At 69.0% G+C, this 22,024-nt stretch carries 24 protein-coding genes and 1 riboswitch; of the genes, 11 read left to right on the top strand and 13 right to left on the bottom strand.

Translation table 11 applies throughout. From position 1 onward, the window contains the following. Positions 1 to 4 precede the first annotated feature (4 nt). Positions 5 to 1,003 carry a ferritin-like domain-containing protein gene (locus tag MRB58_RS00185; RefSeq protein WP_244779572.1) on the bottom strand — a complete coding sequence of 333 codons (999 nt, stop codon included), beginning with the start codon at positions 1,001 to 1,003 and terminating at the stop codon, positions 5 to 7. 407 nt (positions 1,004 to 1,410) lie between these two features. Between MRB58_RS00185 and MRB58_RS00190 the strand changes: the two genes are divergently transcribed. From MRB58_RS00190 to MRB58_RS00220, 7 genes are all read left to right on the top strand, one after another. Continuing rightward, the gene (locus MRB58_RS00190; protein ID WP_244779573.1) at positions 1,411 to 2,040 is read left to right on the top strand and encodes an RNA polymerase sigma factor; all 630 of its coding nucleotides are present in this window, start codon (positions 1,411 to 1,413) and stop codon (positions 2,038 to 2,040) included. 29 nt (positions 2,041 to 2,069) lie between these two features. Further along, a riboswitch (guanidine-I (ykkC/yxkD leader) is annotated at positions 2,070 to 2,174 on the top strand. Positions 2,175 to 2,271: 97 nt separating this feature from the next. Next, on the top strand, positions 2,272 to 3,342 hold the full coding sequence (locus MRB58_RS00195; protein WP_244779574.1) for a putative urea ABC transporter substrate-binding protein: 1,071 nt from the start codon (positions 2,272 to 2,274) through the stop codon (positions 3,340 to 3,342). Between the two features lie 16 nt (positions 3,343 to 3,358). Further along, the gene (locus tag MRB58_RS00200; RefSeq protein ID WP_244779575.1) at positions 3,359 to 4,180 is read left to right on the top strand and encodes an ABC transporter permease; all 822 of its coding nucleotides are present in this window, start codon (positions 3,359 to 3,361) and stop codon (positions 4,178 to 4,180) included. Then, positions 4,177 to 4,992: an ABC transporter ATP-binding protein gene (locus MRB58_RS00205; protein WP_244779577.1), complete on the top strand. Its 816-nt coding sequence runs from the start codon at positions 4,177 to 4,179 to the stop codon at positions 4,990 to 4,992. The genes MRB58_RS00200 and MRB58_RS00205 overlap by 4 nt, the downstream gene beginning before the upstream one ends. Further along, positions 4,989 to 6,203, top strand: a complete 1,215-nt coding sequence (locus MRB58_RS00210) for an agmatinase family protein (protein WP_244779579.1) — start codon at positions 4,989 to 4,991, stop codon at positions 6,201 to 6,203. The genes MRB58_RS00205 and MRB58_RS00210 overlap by 4 nt, the downstream gene beginning before the upstream one ends. A gap of 2 nt (positions 6,204 to 6,205) precedes the next feature. Next, positions 6,206 to 6,676: a hypothetical protein gene (locus MRB58_RS00215; RefSeq protein ID WP_244779585.1), complete on the top strand. Its 471-nt coding sequence runs from the start codon at positions 6,206 to 6,208 to the stop codon at positions 6,674 to 6,676. Then, positions 6,673 to 7,917, top strand: coding sequence for a winged helix-turn-helix domain-containing protein (locus tag MRB58_RS00220; protein ID WP_244779587.1), 1,245 nt, complete (start codon positions 6,673 to 6,675; stop codon positions 7,915 to 7,917). The genes MRB58_RS00215 and MRB58_RS00220 overlap by 4 nt, the downstream gene beginning before the upstream one ends. Before the next feature lies 1 nt (position 7,918). Here the strand turns inward: MRB58_RS00220 and MRB58_RS00225 are convergent, their stop codons facing one another. The 3 genes from MRB58_RS00225 to MRB58_RS00235 all read right to left on the bottom strand — a co-directional run bounded on the left by MRB58_RS00225 (position 7,919) and on the right by MRB58_RS00235 (position 11,572). After that, entirely contained in the window at positions 7,919 to 8,368 is a 450-nt protein-coding gene (locus tag MRB58_RS00225; RefSeq protein ID WP_244779589.1) for a hypothetical protein, read from the bottom strand. Between the two features lie 102 nt (positions 8,369 to 8,470). Then, positions 8,471 to 9,583 (bottom strand): linear amide C-N hydrolase, encoded by a 1,113-nt coding sequence (locus MRB58_RS00230; protein WP_244779591.1) that lies wholly within the window; start codon positions 9,581 to 9,583, stop codon positions 8,471 to 8,473. 258 nt (positions 9,584 to 9,841) lie between these two features. After that, positions 9,842 to 11,572: an ABC transporter substrate-binding protein gene (locus tag MRB58_RS00235; RefSeq protein ID WP_244779592.1), complete on the bottom strand. Its 1,731-nt coding sequence runs from the start codon at positions 11,570 to 11,572 to the stop codon at positions 9,842 to 9,844. 108 nt (positions 11,573 to 11,680) lie between these two features. On the opposite strand from MRB58_RS00235, the gene MRB58_RS00240 reads away from it, so the two are divergent. Next, complete coding sequence (locus tag MRB58_RS00240) at positions 11,681 to 12,010, top strand: hypothetical protein (RefSeq protein ID WP_244779593.1); 330 nt, start codon at positions 11,681 to 11,683, stop codon at positions 12,008 to 12,010. Positions 12,011 to 12,019: 9 nt separating this feature from the next. Here the strand turns inward: MRB58_RS00240 and MRB58_RS00245 are convergent, their stop codons facing one another. The 7 genes from MRB58_RS00245 to MRB58_RS00275 all read right to left on the bottom strand — a co-directional run bounded on the left by MRB58_RS00245 (position 12,020) and on the right by MRB58_RS00275 (position 18,778). After that, complete coding sequence (locus MRB58_RS00245) at positions 12,020 to 12,391, bottom strand: DUF2160 domain-containing protein (RefSeq protein WP_244779595.1); 372 nt, start codon at positions 12,389 to 12,391, stop codon at positions 12,020 to 12,022. A gap of 11 nt (positions 12,392 to 12,402) precedes the next feature. Beyond that, positions 12,403 to 13,242: a carbohydrate ABC transporter permease gene (locus MRB58_RS00250; RefSeq protein ID WP_244779596.1), complete on the bottom strand. Its 840-nt coding sequence runs from the start codon at positions 13,240 to 13,242 to the stop codon at positions 12,403 to 12,405. Next, on the bottom strand, positions 13,239 to 14,108 hold the full coding sequence (locus tag MRB58_RS00255; protein ID WP_244779601.1) for a carbohydrate ABC transporter permease: 870 nt from the start codon (positions 14,106 to 14,108) through the stop codon (positions 13,239 to 13,241). The genes MRB58_RS00250 and MRB58_RS00255 overlap by 4 nt, the downstream gene beginning before the upstream one ends. Continuing rightward, the gene (locus tag MRB58_RS00260; protein ID WP_244779603.1) at positions 14,105 to 15,172 is read right to left on the bottom strand and encodes an ABC transporter ATP-binding protein; all 1,068 of its coding nucleotides are present in this window, start codon (positions 15,170 to 15,172) and stop codon (positions 14,105 to 14,107) included. The genes MRB58_RS00255 and MRB58_RS00260 overlap by 4 nt, the downstream gene beginning before the upstream one ends. Before the next feature lie 3 nt (positions 15,173 to 15,175). Then, positions 15,176 to 16,279, bottom strand: coding sequence for an ABC transporter ATP-binding protein (locus MRB58_RS00265; protein WP_244779605.1), 1,104 nt, complete (start codon positions 16,277 to 16,279; stop codon positions 15,176 to 15,178). An 83-nt stretch (positions 16,280 to 16,362) separates the two neighbouring features. Further along, on the bottom strand, positions 16,363 to 17,883 hold the full coding sequence (gene glpD, locus MRB58_RS00270) for a glycerol-3-phosphate dehydrogenase (RefSeq protein WP_244779607.1): 1,521 nt from the start codon (positions 17,881 to 17,883) through the stop codon (positions 16,363 to 16,365). A gap of 142 nt (positions 17,884 to 18,025) precedes the next feature. Then, positions 18,026 to 18,778, bottom strand: a complete 753-nt coding sequence (locus tag MRB58_RS00275) for a DeoR/GlpR family DNA-binding transcription regulator (RefSeq protein ID WP_371747269.1) — start codon at positions 18,776 to 18,778, stop codon at positions 18,026 to 18,028. Between the two features lie 194 nt (positions 18,779 to 18,972). On the opposite strand from MRB58_RS00275, the gene MRB58_RS00280 reads away from it, so the two are divergent. Continuing rightward, a complete protein-coding gene (locus MRB58_RS00280) occupies positions 18,973 to 19,398 on the top strand; it encodes a Fur family transcriptional regulator (RefSeq protein ID WP_244779611.1) in 426 nt (141 codons plus the stop codon). A gap of 242 nt (positions 19,399 to 19,640) precedes the next feature. Beyond that, on the top strand, positions 19,641 to 20,636 hold the full coding sequence (locus MRB58_RS00285) for a GGDEF domain-containing protein (protein ID WP_256461695.1): 996 nt from the start codon (positions 19,641 to 19,643) through the stop codon (positions 20,634 to 20,636). Positions 20,637 to 20,652: 16 nt separating this feature from the next. Here the strand turns inward: MRB58_RS00285 and MRB58_RS00290 are convergent, their stop codons facing one another. Together MRB58_RS00290 and MRB58_RS00295 are read right to left on the bottom strand one after the other, a co-directional pair. Next, complete coding sequence (locus MRB58_RS00290; protein WP_244779614.1) at positions 20,653 to 20,946, bottom strand: hypothetical protein; 294 nt, start codon at positions 20,944 to 20,946, stop codon at positions 20,653 to 20,655. A gap of 71 nt (positions 20,947 to 21,017) precedes the next feature. Continuing rightward, on the bottom strand, positions 21,018 to 21,491 hold the full coding sequence (locus MRB58_RS00295) for an Lrp/AsnC family transcriptional regulator (RefSeq protein ID WP_244779616.1): 474 nt from the start codon (positions 21,489 to 21,491) through the stop codon (positions 21,018 to 21,020). 226 nt (positions 21,492 to 21,717) lie between these two features. On the opposite strand from MRB58_RS00295, the gene MRB58_RS00300 reads away from it, so the two are divergent. Then, on the top strand, positions 21,718 to 22,020 hold the full coding sequence (locus tag MRB58_RS00300; protein WP_244779618.1) for a DUF2849 domain-containing protein: 303 nt from the start codon (positions 21,718 to 21,720) through the stop codon (positions 22,018 to 22,020). The last annotated feature ends 4 nt before the right edge of the window (positions 22,021 to 22,024 follow it).

A 22,024-nucleotide genomic window follows, 5' to 3' on the forward strand; every position in this document is an offset into this window, starting at 1 on the left:
CGGCTCAGATCCGCCGGCCGTCGGCGCCGATGACGATGCCCTCGGGAAAGAATCCGCCGCCGCCGCTGCGCCCGCGACCCGCGTAGAGCGCGCCGAGCGTGGCGCCGAGGTCGTCGGCGGGGATGAAGCCGGAGAAGTCGGTCGGGATGGCGTCGGCGATGACGCCGCTGCCCGCGCCCGGGTCGATGACCTCGGTACCGCGCAGGCGCGCCTCCAGCGCGGCGATGGCCCGCGCCTCGGCCGCGAGACCGCGCTGGCGGGCCAGCATCCGCAACGCGCCGGCCTGGTATCCCTCCGCCGGCGTCACGCGGTGCAGCACGGTGCGGACGTTGGGGTCGACCACGCGCTCCAGGATCGTGGTGTAGGCACTGACGGCGATGTCCTCGACCAGCAGCGCGCACAGGATGAGCGCGTCGGCGCTTGCGAACGGGCTCGCTGCGCCGCCCAGCCCACCCGCCGCCCCGGCGAACGGGCGGAAGCCGCCGACGAAGTCGATCGCCGGGCGGTCCACGGCGCTGCGGCCATAGCCGTCGAAGAAGGCACGCAGGACGGTGATGTGCCGCGCCTCGAGGTCGGCACACTCGGCGACGAGGGCGGCGAGGTCCTCGCCGATCCCGGTCATCGGTCCGCCGCCGATCACCTCCCCCGGCGCGGACCCGGAAAAGGCCGGGCCCAGGTCGACCGAGCCGTGCAGCGCGTGATTGTACAGCTCGAACTGCAAGTGCTCGAGGCTTAGGACGAGGTTCAGGAGCGCGAAGTCGCCCAGCCCGTCGTCCGGCATCGCGGCACGCTGCGCCTCTGCCTCGACCGGGACGAGCCCGCCGGCCAACGCGCCGACGCCCGCCGTCCCCAGCGCGGCGGCGCGCAGGAAGGCACGGCGCGCGGGGTCGGGCGAAGCGACTGTCGTGCGGGCGCGGGCGGGGGCGGGGGAAAAGGCGGTATCGGAAGAGCGAGGGCGGGCAGCCTCGTCCGCTCGGCGGTCACTCGCGCGTGGCTCGCTCATGCAGCTCCTCTGGGCCGGCGTCGCGGCCAGCTCTATTGAGCCGTTTGCAGGAAGGCTAGACGCCGGGGCGACAATTTTCACATCGCCCGCGGCCGGTGCGATCGAACTGCGCCGGATCCTGCGCACTTTCGCGCCGTTCGGCCAGGACCGTCGCGCCCGGACACGGTCACAATGTCGCGATCACCGCGCCCGCGCCGAAGGCGGACGCCGCCGCGCGCCCTCGTGCGCGCCCCCGCGCGTTTGAGCCTGCGCGAATCGGCCGGTGCGAATCGGGCCGGCGCCGCGCAGCGACGGGGCGCGCTCGCTCGCCTTCCCCGTCTGTGCTCGTGGGCACGTCCCGGCACTGTCGCGGCGCCCACCTCGGGGCTGCGGACGGCCGCGGTGCCGTCCTTCACGAGGAGGCGCAGTTGATTGCTGATAGAGTCGCAAACGCCGGGCCGCCGGCCTTCGTGGCCGCGCGCCCCCGGCCCCGCCCCGTACTTCGCGTGATCCCCGGTTGCCAGCAGACCGGCCCGCGCCACGATCCCGTCGCCGGCCTGCTCTCGGCCGTCGCCGCCGGGGACGAGCGCGCCTTCCGCGACCTCTATGCCCTGATCGCGCCGCGCCTTCGGGCCCACGCCGCCCGGCGCGTGGCGGACGAGGTCGCCGCCGAGGAGGTCGCCCAGGACACGCTGCTGGAGGTCTGGAACGCCGCGCGCCGCTACGACGGGCGGACCACCGGCGAGGCCTGGATCATCGCCCGCGCCGAGCGCCATATCCAAAGCGCCTGCCGCCCCGCGCCTATCGAGACGACGCCGATCCCCGAGGCGCTGGCGGCGCCCGACCCGATCGCCGCCGGCGAGATCGCCGAGGCGGTGCGTGCGGTGGTGGCGACGCTCCCCCGCGAGGAGCGCCAGGCGATCCAACGCTGCCACCTCGATGGGCTGACCATCGCCGACGCCGCCCTCGCCGCGGGCCGCTCCGTGGCGACGGTGAAACTGCACCTCTCCCGCGCCCGGCCACGCCTGCGCGCCCGCCTCGCCAAACTGCGCGGCTGAGCTGGCATCCCTCTTGCTTCGATCCCCTCGTGCGGTGCGTCTAGGGTTCCGGCGTTGGTGACAGCGCGACTGGTCCGAGAGACGCAAGCCCTGCCGGTGGCGGGGTTACACGGCGGGCCAAAATCCCGGGAGAACGCCGCACGGTTCCGCGCTCGAGCGGGTCCGTCTCCCGGTCCTTCTCGTGCGCATTCATTGCGATCCGGCACACGCCGGCCCGAGGAGGAGAAGGTGATGACACCGACCAAGGCCGTCGCGGCGCTCGCCGCCATCCTGGCCACCGCCGCCGCCAGTATCCCGGCCAGCGCCCCCGCCAGCGCCCAGGAAAAGACCGACTTTTCGGTCTGCTGGTCGATCTATGTCGGCTGGATGCCGTGGGGCTACATGCAGGACAGCGGCATCCTGAAGAAGTGGGCCGACAAGTACGGAATCACCGTCGAGGCCGTGCAGATCAACGACTACGTCGAGTCCATCAACCAGTACACCGCCGGCCAGTACGACGGCTGCTCGATGACCAACATGGACGCCCTCTCGATCCCCGCCGGCGGCGGCGTCGACACCACCGCCCTCATCGTCGGCGACTATTCCGACGGCAACGACGGCATCGTCCTGAAGGGCAATGACACCCTCGCCGAGATCGCCGGCGAGCGGGTCAATCTCGTGGAGCTGTCGGTCTCGCACTATCTGCTGGCGCGAGGGCTGGAGATGGTCGACCTCGCCGAGCGCGACATCACCGTCGTCAACACCTCCGACGCCGACCTCGTCGCCGCCTACACCACGCCGGACGTCACGGCCGTGGTCACCTGGAATCCGCTGCTGTCGGAAATCCTCGGCATGCCGGACTCCACGAAGGTGTTCGACTCGTCCGAAATTCCGGGCGAGATCATCGACATGATGGTCGTCAACACCGAGACGCTCCAGGCCAACCCGGACTTCGGCAAGGCTCTGGTCGGCGCCTGGTACGAGACGATGGCGCTGATGCAGGGCGACGACATCGACGCGCTGACCGCGATGGCGACCGCCTCCGGCACCGACATCGAAGGCTACAAGGAGCAGCTCGCCTCCACCGCGATGTTCTACACCCCGGCCGAGGCGGTGGAGTTCGTCGCCGGCGAGGGCCTCCCCGAGACGATGACATTCGTCGCCACCTTCCTGTTCGATCACGGCATCCTCGGCACCGGGGCGCCGAGCGCGGAGTTCGTCGGCGTGGAGTATCCGGACGGGTCCGTCACCGGCGACACGGGCAACGTCAAGCTGCGCTTCGACACCACGTACATGCAGATGGCGGCCGACGGCCGGCTCTGACGCGGCAGCAAGGCCCATGCGCCTCGTCAACCGCAAGCCCGATCGCGTCGGCGCCATCCTCCTCGGCGCGATCCCGTTCGCGGTGGCGCTGGTGGCCTACGTCGTCGGCAGCGCGATCCGGCGGGCGGAGAACCCGGCCGACAAGCTGCTGCCCTCGCTCGGCGCGATGTGGACCACCTTCACCCGCATGGCCTTCGAGGCCGACAAGCGCACCGGCGACTACCTCCTGTGGGTCGACACGGCCGCGAGCCTGGAGCGGCTCGCCGCGGGCATGGCGATCGCCGCCGCGCTCGCGGTGGTGCTCGGCGCCGTCGTCGGCATCCTGCCGCTGGGGCGGGCGTTGTTCTCGCCCTTCGTGTCCGCCTTCTCGCTGATCCCGCCGATCACGGTGCTGCCGATCCTCTTCATCGTGCTGGGTCTCGGCGAGGCGGCCAAAGTCGGCCTCATCGTGGTGGGTACCGCGCCGCTGATGATCCGCGCGGTGGCACAGGCGATCCTCGACCTGCCGCGCGAGGAGATCATCCGCGCGCAGACGCTGGGCGCCTCGACGCTGCAACTCGCGGTGCGGGTGGTGTTGCCGCAGATGTGGCCGCATCTCGTCCGCGCGATCCGGCTGGGGCTGGTGCCGGCGTGGATCTTCCTCGTCTCGGCCGAGGCGATCGCGGCGACCGAGGGGCTCGGCTACCGCATCTTCCTCGTGCGGCGCTACCTCGCGATGGACGTCATCATCCCCTACGTCGTCTGGATCACGCTGCTCGCCTACCTGATCGACCGCGCGCTGGCGTTTGCCTCACGCCGCCTCTTCCCCTGGGCACACCTCGCGGGGGACAGCCTGTGAGCTACGTGGAGGTGCGGCGGCTGGGGCTGACCTACGGCCAATTCCCGATCCTCGAGCGCGTCTCCATGGAGGTCGCGCAAGGGGCGCTGGTGACGATCGTCGGCGCGTCGGGCTGCGGCAAGTCCACCTTTCTGCGCATGCTGCTGGGCCAGGAGCAGCCGACCGAGGGCGCGATCTTCATCGAGGGCGCGCCCATCGCGCGCGAGCCGGATCCGGACCGGGGCATCGTCTTCCAGAAGTCGTCCGTCTTCCCGCACCTGACGGTGCGTGGGAACCTGATGCTGCCCTTCGAGATCGAGCGGGGCGGTCCCTTCGCCCGGCTCACCGGCGCGCGCCGGCGCGAGGCGCGCCCGAAGGCGGAGGCGATGATGGAGCGCATCGGCCTCGCCCACGCCGCGACGCGCTATCCCGTCCAACTCTCGGGCGGAATGCAGCAGCGGCTGGCGCTCGGCCAGGCACTGCTGCGGCGGCCCAAGATCCTGCTGCTGGACGAACCCTTCGGCGCGCTCGATCCCGGCACCCGGCGCGAGATGCAGGCGCTCCTGGTGGAGCTGTGGCGCGAGACCGGGATGACCGTCTTCATGGTCACGCACGACATCCGCGAAGCCTTCGAGCTGGGGACCCGCGTCCTCGTGTTCGACAAGATCCGCCACGACCCGCAGCACCCGCACGCCTACGGCGCGACGATCACCTACGACATCCCCCTGAAGAGCCCCGTCGCGGGCGAGAGCGGCGCCACGGCCCCGGCCGCCGAGGCCCGGCCGCGCGCGCCCCATCTCACCCTGCTGACGAACACGAAGGAACGTTCATGACCGACCACCCCGTCCGCGCGTCCCGCAAGGCCGGCACCCGCACACGCGCACGGCCCGCTCGGCGCCATCACCCCGACTTCAACGCCCGCGAGACGCGCGGCTGGAAGGCGCTGGAGAAGGAGAACGCGCTCCCCGGCAGCGCCTGGGCGGCCGAGCAGAAGTGGGCGCTGGAGATGGGCCTCCCCGGCGCCCCGTCGCTGGAAGACCGCACGATCCCGACCTTCGCGCGGGGCGAGCTGCCGCACTTCGCCGGCATCAACACCTTCCTCAAGGCGCCCTACGTCGAGAACATTCGCGACGTCGCCAAGTACGACGCGGCGGTGCTGGGCGTGCCGTTCGACAGCGGCACCACCTACCGGCCCGGCACGCGCTTCGGCCCGCAGGGGATCCGCCGCATCTCCGCGCTCTACACCACCTACAATTACGAGCTGGGCGTCGACCTGCGCGAGCAGATGACGCTGTGCGACGCGGGCGACGTCTTCACCATCCCCGGCAACCTGGAAAAGTCGTTCGACCAGATCAGCCGCGGCGTCGGCCACGTCTTCGCCTCCGGGGCGCTGCCGGTGATCCTGGGCGGCGACCACTCGATCGGCTTTCCGTGCGTGCGCGGCATCGCCGAGAACACGTCGAAGAAGATCGGCATCATCCACTTCGACCGGCACATCGACATCCAGGAGAAGGACCTCGACGAGCGGATGCACACGACGCCGTGGTACTGGGCGACGAACCTGCCCAACGTGCCGGCGGTGAACCTCGTACAGCTCGGCATCGGCGGATGGCAGGTGCCCCGTCCGGGCGCGGCGGAGGCCTACCGGCGCCAGACCAACGTGCTCACCATCGAGGATATCGAGCACTACGGCCTTGAAAAGACCGCCGAGATCGCCCTGGAGCTGGCCTGGAAGGACGCCGACGCGGTGTACATCTCGTTCGACGTCGACAGTCTGGACTGCGGCTTCGTGCCCGGCACGGGGTGGCCGGAGCCGGGCGGGTTCCTGCCGCGCGAGGCGCTGAAGATCCTCGGCCTCGTCTGCGCGCCGGGGATTTGCGGGTTGGAGGTGGTGGAGGTTTCCCCGCCATATGATACGTCCGACATCACGGCGCTGATGGGCACGCGCGTCGCGGTCGAGGCGCTCGGCTCCATGTGTGCCCACGGCACGCTCGGCAAGCACAAGGCGATCATCGACAAGCCGATCGACTACGAGAAGGCGTAACCATGCACCGCGGTCACGACGAACCGTACGACCCTTACGTCGCCCGCCCACACGGCGGCTCCCACCATGCCCACAATCACCGTGGCACGACGCAGTGGCAGACGCCGCATCGGGCCGACGGCGGCGACGCCGAGGCCCCGGTGACGCGCGAGGCCGATCTCGACCTGGTGGAGACGGCCTTCGTCGAGGGATTCCAGCACACCGCCGATCCGACGAGCTTCCTGCGCCTCGCCGGCGTCCCCTTCGTCGGCCGCCGCGCCGACGGGGGCGAGATGCGGCTGCTGCGGGTCGCGCTCGGCACCCGCGCCGACATGGCCTCGCTGACGCCCCACCTCGGCGGTGGCTCCTTCCGCTACGATCCGCTGCCGGCGGCGATGGTGTCCAAGCGCACCACGCTCGGCTTCGTCTACTTCGACGGCCACGACACCCTCGAACTCTCGTTCGAGGAGGCCCGCGCGCTCGCCCCCGCGTGAGCGCGCCCGAGACCCCGCCCGCCCGCGCGCGCAGCGCCAAGCCCCCGCGTGCCGCCAGGGGTGCGGCAACGCCCGACGCTATCCTCACCAATGCCGAGGCACGGCACGTCTTTCTGACGCGCCACCTCCTCGCGGTCCCGCCGACCGGACCGGCGGACCTTGCGACCGTCGAGGCGACCATCGGCCGGCTCGGCTTCGTGCAGGTGGATTCGATCCCCACGGTGGCACGCGCCCACCACATGATCCTCTACGCCCGCCACCACCGCTACCGCGAGAAGACGCTGACCCGCCTGCTCGACTCGCGCCGCCTGTTCGAGGGGTGGACGCACGACGCCAGCCTCGTCCCGATGGCGTTCTGGCCCTATTGGCGCCGCCGCTTCCGCACCGCCGAGACACGCCTCACCGCCCGTTGGAGCGACGATGGCCGCAACCTTTCCATGTGCGAGCAGGTGCTGGCCCACGTGCGCGACAACGGCCCCACCCTGTCGCGCGACTTTGCCGAGGAGAAGTCGTCCGCCGGGTGGTGGAACTGGCAGCCGACCAAGGTCGCGCTCGAGTTCCTGTGGCGCACTGGAAAGCTCGCCGTGTGCCACCGCGAGGGGTTCCAGAAGGTGTACGACCTCACCGAGCGGGTCGTGCCGGCGGACCTCATGGCGCAGGACGTGAGCGAAGAGGCGATCGTCGACTGGGCGGCCGAGGCTGCGCTCACCCGCCTCGGCTTCGCCACCCCGCGCCAGCTCGCCGACTTCTTCGAGCTGATCACCGCCGAGGAGGCCGAGGACTGGATCGCCCGCAGCGCCGACCGGCTCCGCCCCGTCGGCATCACGCTGGCCGACGGGACGGTGCGCCGCGCCGTCGCGTTCGACGACGGCGCACCGCTCGACACCGCGGCCCCCACGGGCCGGCTGCGTATCGTCAGCCCGTTCGACCCGATGGTGCGCGACCGCCGCCGCACCGAGCAGCTGTTCGACTTCTTCTACCGGATCGAGATCTACGTCCCCAAGGAGAAGCGGCAGTACGGCTACTACGTCTTCCCGATCCTGGAGGGCGACCGGTTCGTCGCCCGGATCGACATGGCGCGCGGCGCATCCGGGGCGCTGGAGGTCGCCGGGGTGTGGCCGGAGGCGCGGGTGCGTTTCGGCGCCGCCCGCACGCGCGCGCTGGAGGCGGAGCTGACCCGCCTCGCCCGCTTCGCCGGCTGCGACGGCGTCACCTTCCTGGACGGCTGGCTGCGCGGCTGATCTACGCGTCGGCGCCGGATCGCGGCACGGGCGTCGCCCGCGCGCGGGTGCGGGCGGGCACCCACCGGTCGACCAGTTGGACACTCCAGCGACCGGCGAGCGCGCCGCTGAGGGCGCAGACCGGTGCGAAGGCGTGGGCGATGGGAATGCCGAGGACGAGCCCCACCACGGCGCCGACGACGCCGCCGCGCCATGGCGTCAGCCCCGCGCGGTCCATCGCGAACCAGATCGGCGCGCCGAGCAGCAAGCCCGGCACCCCGGCGATGATCAGCCCGAAGACCCCGAACAGCACGACCCCCTTGACGACGCCCCCGACGAGCGAGCCGCCCTCGGACGGCGGCGCGCCGACCGCCGCGACTACGGCGAGCGTCACCGCCGTCATCAACGAGCCGATGGCCGAGGCCAGGAGGGCGCCGAGGAGACAGCGTCCGATCGCCCGCTTCCAACCCATCGGCCCCTCCCCGGCGCCGCAGCCGACTTCGCCGCGGCGGTGACGGCGTCCAGCGTATCGCAGGTCGAACCGCCGAGCACGCCGCGGCGGGCGCGCACCGGCCTACTTCAGATCGGACGACATATCGACGATCGGCTGCCGGCCCTCGGTGGAGAGCTTCAGGACCGCGGTCCCGTCGAGGTCCAGCGTCGTCATGTCGACCATGCGGATGGTCTGGTCGTCGTAGGTCTTCCAGAAATAGCGCAGCGTGCCCGGGTCGCGCGCGACCGTCAGCATCGTGTAGTCGAAGTGCGTCTTGCCGTCCTCCTCCGCGCGCGCGGCGCCGACCGGAATGTCGAAATTGTTGAGGATGTGGAAGACCTGGAGCGCCGCCTCCTGCGAGGTCTTCGACCGGACCGCCATCGCGCTGAAGGCGGCCGCCCGCACGAAGCGCGACGGCGGGGTGAAATCGCCCGGAAGCCCCAGGAGGCCGGTCCCCTGGCCGAGCTGCTCGAGCTTCATGTCGTTCACCTCGACCTGCGGCACGTTGAGCGGGTTGAGGGCGACGTAGTTGCGCAGGTTGGTCATGTGCCAGTCGAACGTCGGCGAATTGGTGATGACGCCGAGGGGGTTGTCGAACAGCGTCAGCTCCCCGTTCATCGGCTCGATGACGAGGCTCTTGCCGCTCTTGTCGTAGACGACGTAGTGCAGCGGCTGCGGCACCGGCGGAAAGCCGGGGATCAGCGTCGGCGCGATCTTCACCGTGCCCTTCTCTAGCGCGGCGCGCACCTCGTCGACGGTCTCGAAGCTGGTGACGAGCCAGTTGGGAAAGTCCGCCGGCCCCATCGACTGCGCCTGGTTTTCCGGCGTCGTCTGCGAATAACCGGCATAGGACGGGAAATAGAACGATCCGACCGCGAGGCCCTTCTCGTTGATCCCGTCGATCAGCGCCAGATTGCCGAACGCGATCGCCCCGACGGCGGCATATTTGGCGGTCCATGCCATGCCCTCGCCCGACGGCGTCTCGCCGGTGAAGGCGTAACCGCGCGGGATCATGACGATGTCGGTGTCGATGTACATGCCGAACTCGAGCGTGCGACCGTTGACGGTCTGCCCGCCGGTGGTGGTCAGCATGATGCCGGTGCAGGCCAGCGCGCTCTGCGCGACGATCCCGCCCGCCAGCACACCGGCGAGGGTGGCGGCCATCACGCGCTTGAGTGGGGTTGCGATCTGCATTCGGGGCATCCTTTCTCAGGGCGGCGCGAGCCGGTCCGCCCGCGCACACTCATGGCGCGTATAGGCGACAGGTGTGTGGTGAACCAAATTGTATGATCGAATTGACGCGATCCGCGTCGCAGCGGCGCGATCGTGGGGCCTCGTCGTCGCCGGGCATCGCGCGTCGCCGTGCGCATCGGCCCCTACGAAAAACGGGGCGCCGTGGGCACCCCGTCTCCGCGTCGGTTCAGTGGTGGGCCGCGGCGGTACGCCGGGCGCCTACTGCCACTGCTTGATAATCTCCTCGTAGGCGATCGTCTCGCCCTGCGGCTTCTCGTTCTCGAGCTTGGGCTTGGGCGCGCCCGGCTGATCGAGCCAGTACTGGGCGTCGCGCTCCTCGTTGAGGCGCGGGCCGCAGCCGCCGTAGACGTTGGCTTTCTCGTCGGCCTGCTGCATGCGGGCCATGATCTGGTCCATCTCGCCGGCGAGGCGGTCCATGGCGACCTGCGGGGTGTAGTTGCCCGCGTTCACGTCACCGATGTACTGCCACCACAGCTGCGCCAGCTTCGGGTAGTCCGGCACGTTGACGCCGGTCGGGGTCCAGCGGGTGCGGTCCGGCGAGCGGTAGAACTCGACGAGGCCGCCCAGCGCCGGCGCGCGCTCGGTGAAGCTCTCGTGGTTGACGGTAGAGTCGCGCACGAACGTGAGGCCGACGTGGCTCTTCTCGGTGTCGACCGTCTTGGAGCCGACGAACTGGGCGTAGAGCCAGGCGGCCTTGCGGCGGTCGACCGGGGTGGACTTCAGGAAGGTCCAGGATCCGACGTCCTGGTAGCCGACCTTCATGCCCTCTTCCCAGTAGGGGCCGTGCGGCGACGGCGCCATGCGCCACAGCGGCATGCCCTCGTCGTCGACGGTGTTGTTGCCCTCGGACTTCGGCTTCACCATGTCGGCGGTGAAGGCGGTGTACCAGAAGATCTGCTGCGCCACGTTGCCCTGGTTGAGCGCGGGGAGCGACTGGTAGAAGTCGTAGGACGCGGCGGACGGCGGGGCGTAGGTGCGCAGCCACTCGTCCCACTTGGCGATCGCGTAGACCGCAGCCGGGGAGTTGGTGCCACCGCCGCGGGTCACGGACGCGCCCACCGGGTTGCACGACCCCTCCTCCATGCGGATGCCCCACTCGTCGACCGGGCGGCCGTTGGGCAGGCCCTTGTCACCCTCGCCGGCCATGGAGAGCCACGCGTCGGTCATGCGCCAGCCGAGGTCCGGCGCGCGCTTGCCGTAGTCCATGTGGCCGTAGATGCGGACGCCGTCGATCTCCTTGACGTCGTTGGAGAAGAATTCGGCGATATCCTCATAGGCGGACCAGTTGACCGGCACGCCGAGGTCGTAGCCGTACTTCTCCTTGAAGGCGGCCTTGTTGTCCTCGTCGTCGAACCAATCTTTGCGGAACCAGTAGAGGTTGGCGAACTGCTGGTCGGGGAGCTGCCACAGCGCACCGTCCGGCCCGGTCGTGAACTCCTTGCCGATGAAATCCTCCAGGTCGAGGCCCGGATTGGTGACGTCCTTGCCCTCGCCCTCCATCCATTCGGACAGGTTCACCGCGGCCTGCAAGCGGGCGTGGGTGCCGACGAGGTCCGAATCGTTGACGTAGGCGTCGTAGAGGTTGCGGTTCGTCTGCATCTGCGTCTGAACCGCCTGGACGACCTCGCCCTCGCCCAGGAGCTGGTGGTTCACCTTGATGCCGGTGATCTCCTCGAACGCCTTGGTGAGGACCTCCGACTCGTAGGTGTGCGTCGGGATGGTCTCGGAGAGGACGTTGATCTCCATCCCCTGGAACGGCTCGGCGGCCTTGATGAACCACTCCATCTCCGCCTTCTGCTCGTCGGGCGAGAGCGCGGAGCGTTGGAAGCTGTCGTCGATCCAGCGCTCGGCGGCGGCCATGTCCGCCAGCGCCGGAGTGGCCGCGGACAGCGCCATGACGCCGGCCGTGGCGAGAAGTAGGTGTCTCATCGTGGTTCCTTCCCTTTTAGTTTTGTTCGTGTTTTTGCCCGGTCGGTCCTGCTAGAATGAGCCGACTCGGGCGCCGGTCCCTGCGAGCCGAGGCCATGCAAGGTCAGGATGGGTATGGTGTTTCGGACCTGCGGCACGAGCGCCGCTCTGGTACTGGTCGCGCTCCTCGCCGGATGCGCGGACAGCAAGGTCGATCTCTCCACAGACGCCTTCGTCGGCGACTGGAGCTGCAACGATGTCGACGTCACGCTCTCCACGCGCGAGGTGAAGATCGGCGACACGGCCAGGAAGGTCGCCTGGATCGAGACCGGCGGCAACGCCGACTACGGCCTTTTCATGACCGACGGGGGCCACTACAGCGTGTTCGACACCACGCGCCGCTCGCTCACCCTGCACGACCACAAGGGCGAGGTGACCATGGTATGCAACCGCGCGTAAGGTCATCGCTCAGACGACCGTGAACACGATCAGCGCCACGACGACGGCGATGATCGACGCGATCCACAGCGGCCCGCCGGCAAAGGCGAGCCAGCCGAGGTGGATGTAGGCGGCGGCCAGCAACGAGATGAAGAGCCGGTCGCCGCGGGTGGTGGTGAGGCCGAGCGCACCGTCGCGCGGGGCGCCGCCCGGCCGGACGACCTCCCACAGCGTCATCAGGACGAGCGCGGCCGCGATCGAGGCGAAGAACACCGCCGTCTGCCACGTCCAGGCCATCCAGCCGAGGCCGACCATCTCGGCAAAGGTCGGCTCGGCGGCCTGCGCGAAGGCGGGCACGGCGGCGAGCGCGAAGGACACCGCCAGGAGCGCGCGCTGGAGCATCGGACCTCTCATCACACCCGCCCCAGGGCGAAGCCCTTGGCGATGTAGTTGCGCACGAAATAGATGACGATCGCGCCCGGAATGATGGTCAGCACCCCGGCGGCCGCCAGCAGCCCCAGCTCGTAGCCGGAGGTGGAGGCGGTGCGCGTCATCACCGCGGCGATCGGCTTGGCGGCGACGGTGGTGAGGTTCTTGGCCAGCAGCATCTCCACCCACGAGAACATGAAGCAGAAGAACGCGGTGACGCCGATGCCGCTCGCGATCAGCGGCATGAAGATCTTCACGAAGAACTTCGGGAACGAGTAGCCGTCGATGTAGGCGGTCTCGTCGATCTCCTTCGGCACGCCCGACATGAACCCTTCCAGGATCCACACCGCGAGCGGGATGTTGAAGAGGCAGTGCGCCAGCGCGACGGCCCAGTGCGTGTCGAACAGCCCGAGCGACGAGTAGAGCTCGACGAACGGCAGGACGAAGACCGCCGGCGGCGCCATGCGGTTGGTGAGCAGCCAGAAGAAGAGGTGCTTGTCGCCCATGAACCGGTAGCGCGAGAAGGCGTAGGCCGCCGGCAGCGCCACCGTGACCGAGATCACCGTGTTCATCATCACGTAGATCATCGAGTTGACGTAGCCCATGTACCAGGCCGGGTTCGTCAGGATCTCGACGTAGCTGTCGACGGTGAAGTTCTGCGGATAGGGGCTGAAGCCGCCGAGGATCTCGTTCGTGGTCTTGAAGCTCATGTTGATGAGCCAATAGATCGGCAGCATCAGGAAGACGATGTAGAGCGTCGGCACCAACCAGCGCAGCGGAATGCGGCGGGCGGGCCGCCGAGCGGCGGCGGCGGCGGCGGTCATGGATGGGCCTCCTTGTCCTTCGTCATCAGCGTGAAGAAGAGCCAGCAGACCAGCAGCGTCATCAGGAAGTAGATGATCGACATGGCCGCCGCGATGCCGAGGTTGAACTCACCCACGGCCGCCTTCACCAGGTCGATCGACAGGAACGTCGTCGCGTTGCCGGGGCCGCCGCCGGTGAGGACGAACGGCTCGGTGTAGATCATGAACGAATCAATGAAGCGCAGCAGGATCGCGATGATCAGCACCGTCTTCATCTTCGGCAGCTGGATATAGCGGAAGACCGCCCAGCGCGACGCGCCATCGATCTTGGCCGCGCGGTAGTAGGCGTCGTCGATCGATTGCAGGCCTGCATAGGCCAGCAGCACGACGAGCGACGTCCAGTGCCACACGTCCATCAACACCACGGTGAACCAGGCCGAGATCGGCTGATTGGTGTAGTTGAAGTTGATGCCGAGCGCGTTGAGCCCCCATCCCAGCAGGCCGATCTCCGGCAGCGCGAAGATGTTCCAGATCGCGCCGACCACGTTCCACGGGATCAGCAGCGGCAGCGCCATCAATACCAGGCAGAGCGAGGCCCACCCGCCCTTCTTCGGCATCGCCAGCGCCACCGCGACGCCCAGAGGCACCTCGATCGCCAGGATGATGAACGTGAACGCGAACTGGCGGATCAGCGCGTGGTGGAACCGCTCCGACGAGAGGACGTCCTCGTAGTGCCGGGTGCCGACCCAGTCCCAGAAGCCGGCGATGAAACTCTCCTGCAACGAATAGTTCACCACCGTCATCAGCGGCAGGATCGCGTTCAGCGCCACCAGCAAGAGCACCGGCAGGACGAGGAACCAGGCGCGGTTGTTTTCGGTCTTGGTCACCCTGCCACCTCGATCCGCCAGTCGTCGGCGTAGACGTTGATGCCCTCCGGTCGGAAGGCGGCGCGCGGGTGCGCCGGGACCTCGGCGCCCTCCGGCAGGATCGCCGCGACGGCGTGACCGGCGAGCGTGCCGTGGACGATCTTCTCGCGCCCGATGTCGTCGACGCGGGTCACGGTGAAGGGCAGCCCCTCCTCCCCCAGCGCCACGAATTCCGGCCGGATGCCGAGGGCCGTCTTCGCACCGGCCGCGACCGTCGCGGCGCCGGGCAGCGCAATCGTCTCCCCGCCCAGCGTGGCACTGGCGCCGTCGAGCGTGACCGGCAACACGTTCATGCCCGGCGAGCCGATGAAGTAGCCGACGAAGGTGTGCTGCGGCCGCTCGAAGAGGTCTTGCGGGGTGCCGACCTGCACCACCTCGCCGTCGTACATGACGACGACCGTGTCGGCGAAGGTCAGAGCCTCGGTCTGGTCGTGCGTGACGTAGACCATGGTATGGCCGAACTCGCGGTGCAGCGTCTTGAGCTGGGAGCGGAGCTGCCACTTCAGATGCGGGTCGATCACGGTCAGCGGCTCGTCGAACAGGATCGCCGAGACGTCCTCGCGCACCATCCCCCGGCCGAGCGAGATCTTCTGCTTCAGGTCCGCCGTCAGGCTCGCCGCGCGACGGTCGGCCAGTGCGCCGAGGCCCAGCATCTCCAGGATGCGTGGCACACGCTCCTCGATCTTGGCGCGCGGCACCCCCCGGTTCTTCAGCGGGAAGGCGAGGTTCTCGGCGACCGTCATCGTGTCGTAGACGACCGGGAACTGGAACACCTGGGCGATGTTGCGCGCTTCGGGCGGCAGCTGGGTGACGTCCTCGCCGTCGAACAGCACCCGCCCCTCGGACGGGATCACGAGGCCGGAGATGATGTTGAGGAGCGTCGTCTTCCCGCAGCCGGACGGGCCGAGCAGCGCATAGGCGCCGCCGTCGCTCCAGACGTGGTTGAGTTCCTTCAACGCATAATCGGCCCGGCTCCGGCCGGAGCCGTAGGCGTGGCGGATGTGGTCGAGGTTGATTTCGGCCATCGCTCAGGCCTCCTCGACGAGAGGCACGGCCTCGACCGCCCGCTCGTCGTCATCGAACAGCATCAGGCGATCGAGCGAGAAATAGACCTCGACCGGCGTCTTGGGCTCCAGGTCGTGGATGCCGTGCGCCAGCACGATCCAGTCGCCCAGCACGCGCATGTGAATGAAGGTCTCCGAGCCGGTGATCTCGGTGCTGACGACCTGTCCTGTCACCGGAACCTCGTCGGCGTCGGAGCGGTGCAGCGCGAGATGGTGCGGGCGCAGACCCAGCGCATAGCGTCCATCGGGGATCCCGACATAGCGCGTCGGCACGGGGATCGCGTCGAAGCCCGGTTGCCCCTCGTCGCCGACGTCGGGCAGCAGCATGTCGCCCGATTTGCGCACCCAGGCCCAGTTCAGCGGCGGGTCCGACAGGGTTCGCGCGGTATCCAGCGTGTTGGGCTTGCGGTAGACCTCCACCGTCGGCCCGAACTGGGTGATGCGGCCCTCCTTCAGCGTGGCGGTGTTGCCGCCCAAGAGCAACGCTTCCTCCGGCTCGGCCGTGGCGTAGACGAAGATCGCGCCCGACTCGGCGAAGATCTTCGGAAGCTCCGCGCGCAACTCCTCGCGCAGCTTGTAGTCGAGGTTGGCGAGCGGCTCGTCCAGCAGCACCAGGCGGGCGTTCTTGGCGAGCGCGCGGGCAAGCGCGGTGCGCTGCTGCTGCCCGCCGGAGAGTTGCAGCGGCATGCGGTCGAGGTAGGGGGTGAGCTGTAGCAGATCGGCCACCTTCGCCACCGCCGCCCGGATCTCGGCCTTCGACTTGCGGGCGATCTTCATCGGCGAGGCGATGTTGTCGTACACGGTCATCGCCGGGTAGTTGATGAACTGCTGGTAGACCATCGCGACGTCGCGCTTCTGCACCGGCACCCCGGTGACGTCCGCCCCGTCGACATGGACCGTCCCGGTGGTGGGCCGGTCGAGGCCCGCCATCAGGCGCATCAGGCTCGTCTTGCCGGAAAGTGTGGGGCCGAGCAGCACGTTCAGCGACCCCGGCTGCAGGCACAGCGAGATGTCGGCGAGGTGCATCGCCTCGCCCACACGCTTGCCCACGCCGCGCAATTCCAGCATCGCCCCTCCCTTTCGCGGCCCCTGCCGCAGCCGCCGGTTGCATCCGGCCTATAGTGTTGCGGCGCTGGCGCCGCGATCGTCAATCAGGCCGCGTGTGCGGCGTGACCCGTGGCGTCCTTCATGAATTCGTCGAGCCCGGCCCGCTCGTCGTCGGTCATGAAGAGCCCCAGCTTGGTGCGGCGCCACAGGACGTCCTCGGCGGTGATGGCCCACTCGGTATCGATGAGATGACGCACCTCGCGCTCGGTGAGGCCGGCGCCGAACCGGCGGCCGAGGTCGTCCGCCCCGGTGGCGCCGCGCAGGATGTCCTGCGCCCGCACGCCGTAGAGCCGTGCCAGCCGTGCCGCCAACGCGGCGTCCAACCACGGGTAGGTGTCGGTCAGTCGCCGGGCGAAACCCTGCGCGACGGAGATCGGCATGTCGCCGCCCGGAAGCGGAGCCTTGGCGGTCCAGTTGCCGCCCTTGCCGCCGATTAGGCCGGCGATCCGCTCCGCCGCCGACTCGGCGAGACGGCGGTAGGTCGTCAGCTTGCCGCCGAAGACGTTGAGAAGCGCCGGCTTGCCGTGCCCGCCCTCGGTGCGCAGCACGTAGTCGCGCGTCGCCTCCTGGGCCTTGGACGCGCCGTCGTCGAAGAGCGGCCGCACGCCCGAGTAGGTCCACACCAGCGCGTCCCGCGTCACGGGCGTCTTGAAGTACTCGCTGGCGGCGGCGACGAGGTAGTCGATCTCGGCGTCCTTGATGGTCGCCGCGCGCGGATCGCCGGTGAAGTCGCTGTCGGTGGTGCCGATGAGGGTGAATTCGCCCTCGTAGGGGATCGCGAAGATGATCCGCCCGTCGCCGTTCTGAAAGATGTACGCCTTGTCGTGGTCGTAGAGCTTGCGCACCACGATGTGGCTGCCCTGGACGAGGCGGACGTTGTGCGCGTCGTTGCGCCCGAAGGTCTCGCCCAGCACATGGTCCACCCACGGGCCCGCGGCGTTGACGAGGCAGCGACCGCGCACCGTCTCCAACGCCCCGTCCGCCCCTCGCAGGGTGACGCACCAGCCCTCCCCGTCCGGCCGCGCTTCGGTGACTTCGGTGCGGGTCTTGATGGTGGCGCCGCGGTCGGCCGCGTCGCGCGCGTTGAGGACGACGAACCGCGCATCGTCGACCCAGCAGTCGGAATATTCGAAGCCTTTGACGAACTCGTCCTTCAGCGGCGCCCCCGCCTCGTCGCTCCGCAGGTCGAGCGTGCGCGTGGCCGGCAGCAGCTTGCGCCCGCCGAGATGGTCGTAAGCGAAGAGGCCGAGGCGCAGCATCCAGGTCGGACGCAGGCCCTCGTGATGCGGCAGCACGAACCGCAGCGGGCGGATGATGTGCGGAGCCATGGCCCACAGCACCTCGCGCTCGATAAGCGCCTCGCGCACCAAACGAAATTCGTAATGTTCGAGATAGCGCAGGCCGCCGTGGATCAGCTTCGTCGACCAGGACGACGTGCCGGACGCGAAGTCCACCTTCTCGGCGAGCAGAACGGAGTAGCCACGGCCCACCAGGTCGCGCGCAATTCCACAGCCGTTGATGCCGCCACCGATAATGATGACGTCGAAGGTGTCGTGTTGATCCACGAGCGTTTTCTCCCCTCCGATTTGGCTAAATGAACGCCATTCGAATGTCAAATGAAAGCCTCGCCCGAATGGCGGGCGCACGCGCGCGCGCCGCGGCACGCGGCGTCGCAGGGGCGGAAAATGGCGGGGATGACGGGGCCGGTCAGCCCTTGGCGGTCTCGATCAGGCGGACATCGTGCTGATGGCAGACCTCGGCGAGCGCGGCGGGCGCCTCGTCCGTCACGAAGGTGGCCACCTGGCTGATGTGGCCGATGCGCACCGGTGCGGCGCGCTCGTATTTCGAGGCGTCGCTGACGAGGATCACGTGGCGCGCGTTCTGGATGATCGCCTGCGCCACCCGCACCTCGCGGAAGTCGTAGTCGAGCAGAGCGCCGTCGGCGTCGATGGCGGAGGCGCCGATCACCGCATAGTCGACCTTGAACTGGCGAATGAAGTCGCTCGCCGCCTCGCCGACGATGCCCCCGTCGGACCCGCGCACCACGCCGCCGGCGATCACCACCTCGAACTTGGGGTGCAGCCGCATCCGGTTGGCGACGTTGATGTTGTTGGTGATCACCATCAACGCGTCGTGCGACAGGAGCGCCTCGGAAACCGCCTCGGTGGTGGTTCCGATGTTGACGAAGAGCGAGGCGCCTTCCGGGATCAGCGCGGCGGCGGCGCGGCCGATCGCGGCCTTCTCCCCTGCCGCGACCTGCCGGCGCTTCTCGTATTCCAGGTTGGCGACACCGGTGGAGAACACGGCGCCGCCGTGGACGCGTTGCAGGATCTGCCGCGCGGCCAACTCGTTGAGGTCGCGCCGGATCGTCTGCGGCGTGACGTCGAAGTGGGCGGCGAGGTCGTCCACGGTGACGCGGCCCTGCTCGCGCGCCAGGGCGACGATGGCGTCCTGGCGCATGGCGACGTCGGCCGGGCGGGTCAAATCCGCGAAGTCGCCCTTCATCTGCCGTCCCCATCCGCCATCATTTTTTCCGGTTTGGCCGAAATTAAAGGCGCTTGGCAAGGCAATCCCGCCACCATCCATCAACAGATTGCATTGTGGGCGGCGATGCGCTTTGCCCGCCATGGCTCAACCCTTTAAGTTGGAGCGTCATGGACGAGGCCTCGGCAGATCGACTGGAGCAGGCGCTGCGCGCGGACGGGGTGCGGATCACGCGCCAGCGCGCGGCTATCTTGAAAGTGCTGTCGGAGGCCGGCGACCACCCGGACGCCAGCGAATTGCACCGCCGCGCCAAGGATATCGAGGAGACCGTCTCCCTCGCCACGGTCTACCGCACGCTCGCCGCGCTCGAGGCGCAGGGCATCGTCCACCGGCACGTGTTCGAAGGGACCCCGGCCCGCTTCGAAACCGCCGACCTGCCGCATCACGACCACATTATCGACATAGAAACCGGCGACGTGATCGAGTTCGCGTCGGACAAGATCGAGCGCCTGCAGGCAGAAATCGCCAAAGAGCTGGGATACGAGGTTGTCAGGCACCGCCTTGAACTTTATTGCAGGCGCATCAAAAAGCCGTGACGTCGGGGCCGTTCGGCACGAACCGTGCAGATCGAGCCAAAATTGCGAGGAAGCGTTTACCAACGCAACAATTGTACCCGTCGCCGCGCTATATGCGGCCATTGAAATGACTTATTTGTAAGCAGGCAAGTGACGGTTAAGGGCCTATCTCTCAGCCACCATCGCGGCGCACCGGGCGTCGCCGGCCGAGGGCGGGCCCGTGGCTCGCCACCATCGACGAAACCGGGCTGGCACGGGGGCGTATGTTGATCGACACGACCAGGGCGGGCCCGGACGGTCAGCCACACGCGCCCAGCCGCAGGGAGCGCGCCGCATGCCATCGCATCAGCGCGCCCATCATCGATACCATCCGCATGGTGCTCGACGTCCCGTTCGCCGCGGTCGTCTTCCCGGCCGGCGTGTCCCGCTGGCTGAGTGCGCCGAACCCCGCCATCGCCGCTCTGGTGGAACGCACCATCGCGCTGGGCGAGCCGCTCGCGCTGGCCGACTGCCCTGCCGCGGACACCGAACCGCACCTGCGTGCGATGATCGCCGCCCCGTTCGTGACCCCGCACGACGGTTGGGGCGCGGTCGTCGCCGGCGACGGCACGCCCCGCGCCTTCAGCGAGCGCGAGACGCGGATCCTGGCGCAGTTCGCCAATTGCATCATCAGCGAGCTGGAACTGACCGAGCGGGCCGAGACCGACGATCTCACCGGTCTCATGCGTCGCCAGCCGTTCATCGCCACCTTGAGCGGCCTCGTCGCCGACCACGCCCAGAGCGCCGCACCGGCGGTTCTGTCGATCATCGATCTCGACCACTTCAAGCGCATCAACGACAGCCATGGCCACGCGACCGGCGATGCGGTGCTGCGCACGGTCGCCGACGTGATGAGCGACGTCCTGGGCGCGGAGGCGATGCTGTGCCGCCTGGGCGGCGAAGAGTTCGCCGTGGCGCTGCCGGACCATTCGCTGAATACCGCGCTGCCGCTGCTGGAGCGTGCGCGGCGGGCCATCGCCGCGATGACCATCGCCGAGGTCGAGCGGATCGCGGTCACCGCCTCCTTCGGGGTGGCGCCGCTGAGCGACGCCTTCGCCAACGTCTCCGCCTGGTTCAAGACGGCGGACGCGGCGCTCTACACCGCCAAGCAATCCGGCCGCAACCAGATCCGCGTCGGCTGGCAGAGCGACCCGAAGACCGGCGCCGCCACGCGCGAGCGCCGCGGCGGCGACTGGAAGCGGCTCTCCGTCGCCGTCTGACCGCGGCGCCGGGGCGTCAGTCGAGGTTGATCTCGCCGCCGCAGCCGGCCATCGAATCGTCGGTCTCGCACCCGTCCTGATCCTCGCTGCGCTCCATCTCGTCGACCTCGCGCTCCATGCCGCCCGCCTCGGCCTCGCCGGGCTCGTTGCCGGCGTCCTCGGCGGCCTCGGCGGCGATCGATTCCACGCCATGCGCCTGATCCTGGATCGCCGCCTCCTCGGCCATCTTTTCGTCGCGCGTCTCCCCGGCGGCGGCGCCGGTGAGGGTGAGCGCCAGCAGGGCGGCGCTGATGGTGAATGTGCGGAACATGGTGCCTCCTAATGTCACGTCGCACCTAATCGCCCGCGCGCGGCCCTGCCTAGGTCCGCCGCGCCACACACTCACGACGTTTCGCCCTCCTCCTCCAGAAGCGGGATCTCGGTGGTCTCCTTCAGCGTCTCCATCGACAGGAGCGACGTCACGCTGAAGAGCTCCACCTCGCCCACGAGGCGCTTGTAGAAGGTGTCGAAGGCGCGCGTGTCGGTCACACGGACTTTCAAAAGGTAGTCGATCTCGCCGGCGAGGCGGTGGGCCTCCTGCACTTCGCCCATGTCGGCGATGGCGTTGGCGAACCGCTCCAGCCAGTCCTTCGAGTGGCTGGAGGTCTTCACCATGACGAAGAAGACCTCCGCCCGGCCGACCTTCTGCGGGTCGAGGATCGCCACTTGCCGGTCGATGATACCAGCCTCGCGCAATTTGCGGATTCGGTTCCAGACCGGCGATTTGGACGAGTTCACCATGGCGGCCACCCGTTCGACCGGCAGGGTCGCGTCCTTCTGCAGGATGTCGAGGATTCTCCGATCGAGATCGTCCATGGCGCGCTGTCGTCCTCCGCAGGTCGGTCTCGGGAAATTTTCCCGCTTCTCTCACTCTAGCATCGCGCCCTGACTTATTTCATCCCCGATGTTGCCACCGACCAGGGACAACGACATCTTGCATGAGACAAACGGCGCGTCTCGTCGATCGGGCATCGGCCCGGTCCCGCGCCACCGCCGCGGCACCCGGATCCGGACCGCCGCGGCCACAAGTGGAGAGGGCGTGATGGCGAAAGAGAAGCGGCTCGCAGGCCCGTCGGTGCTCACGGCGAACGAGATCCTGACCGGCGCCATCGTCTACTGGACGGGCAGCGACTGGTCGACCGACATCGAAACGGCCGAGCGCGCCGGGCCCGACGCCCGCGCCCCGCTGGAGGACGTCGGGCGGCGCGAAGAGGCTGCCAACCGCGTCGTCGGCGCCTATCTGATGGCGCTCGATCCGGTCACCGGTGAACCGGTGCTCCTGCGCGAGCGTCGCCGCCTCTCCGGTCCCTCCTTTGCACTCCCGACCGCACACCAGGCGGCCTGAGAGG

The organism is Acuticoccus sp. I52.16.1, from assembly GCF_022865125.1.
Lineage (GTDB): Bacteria > Pseudomonadota > Alphaproteobacteria > Rhizobiales > Amorphaceae > Acuticoccus.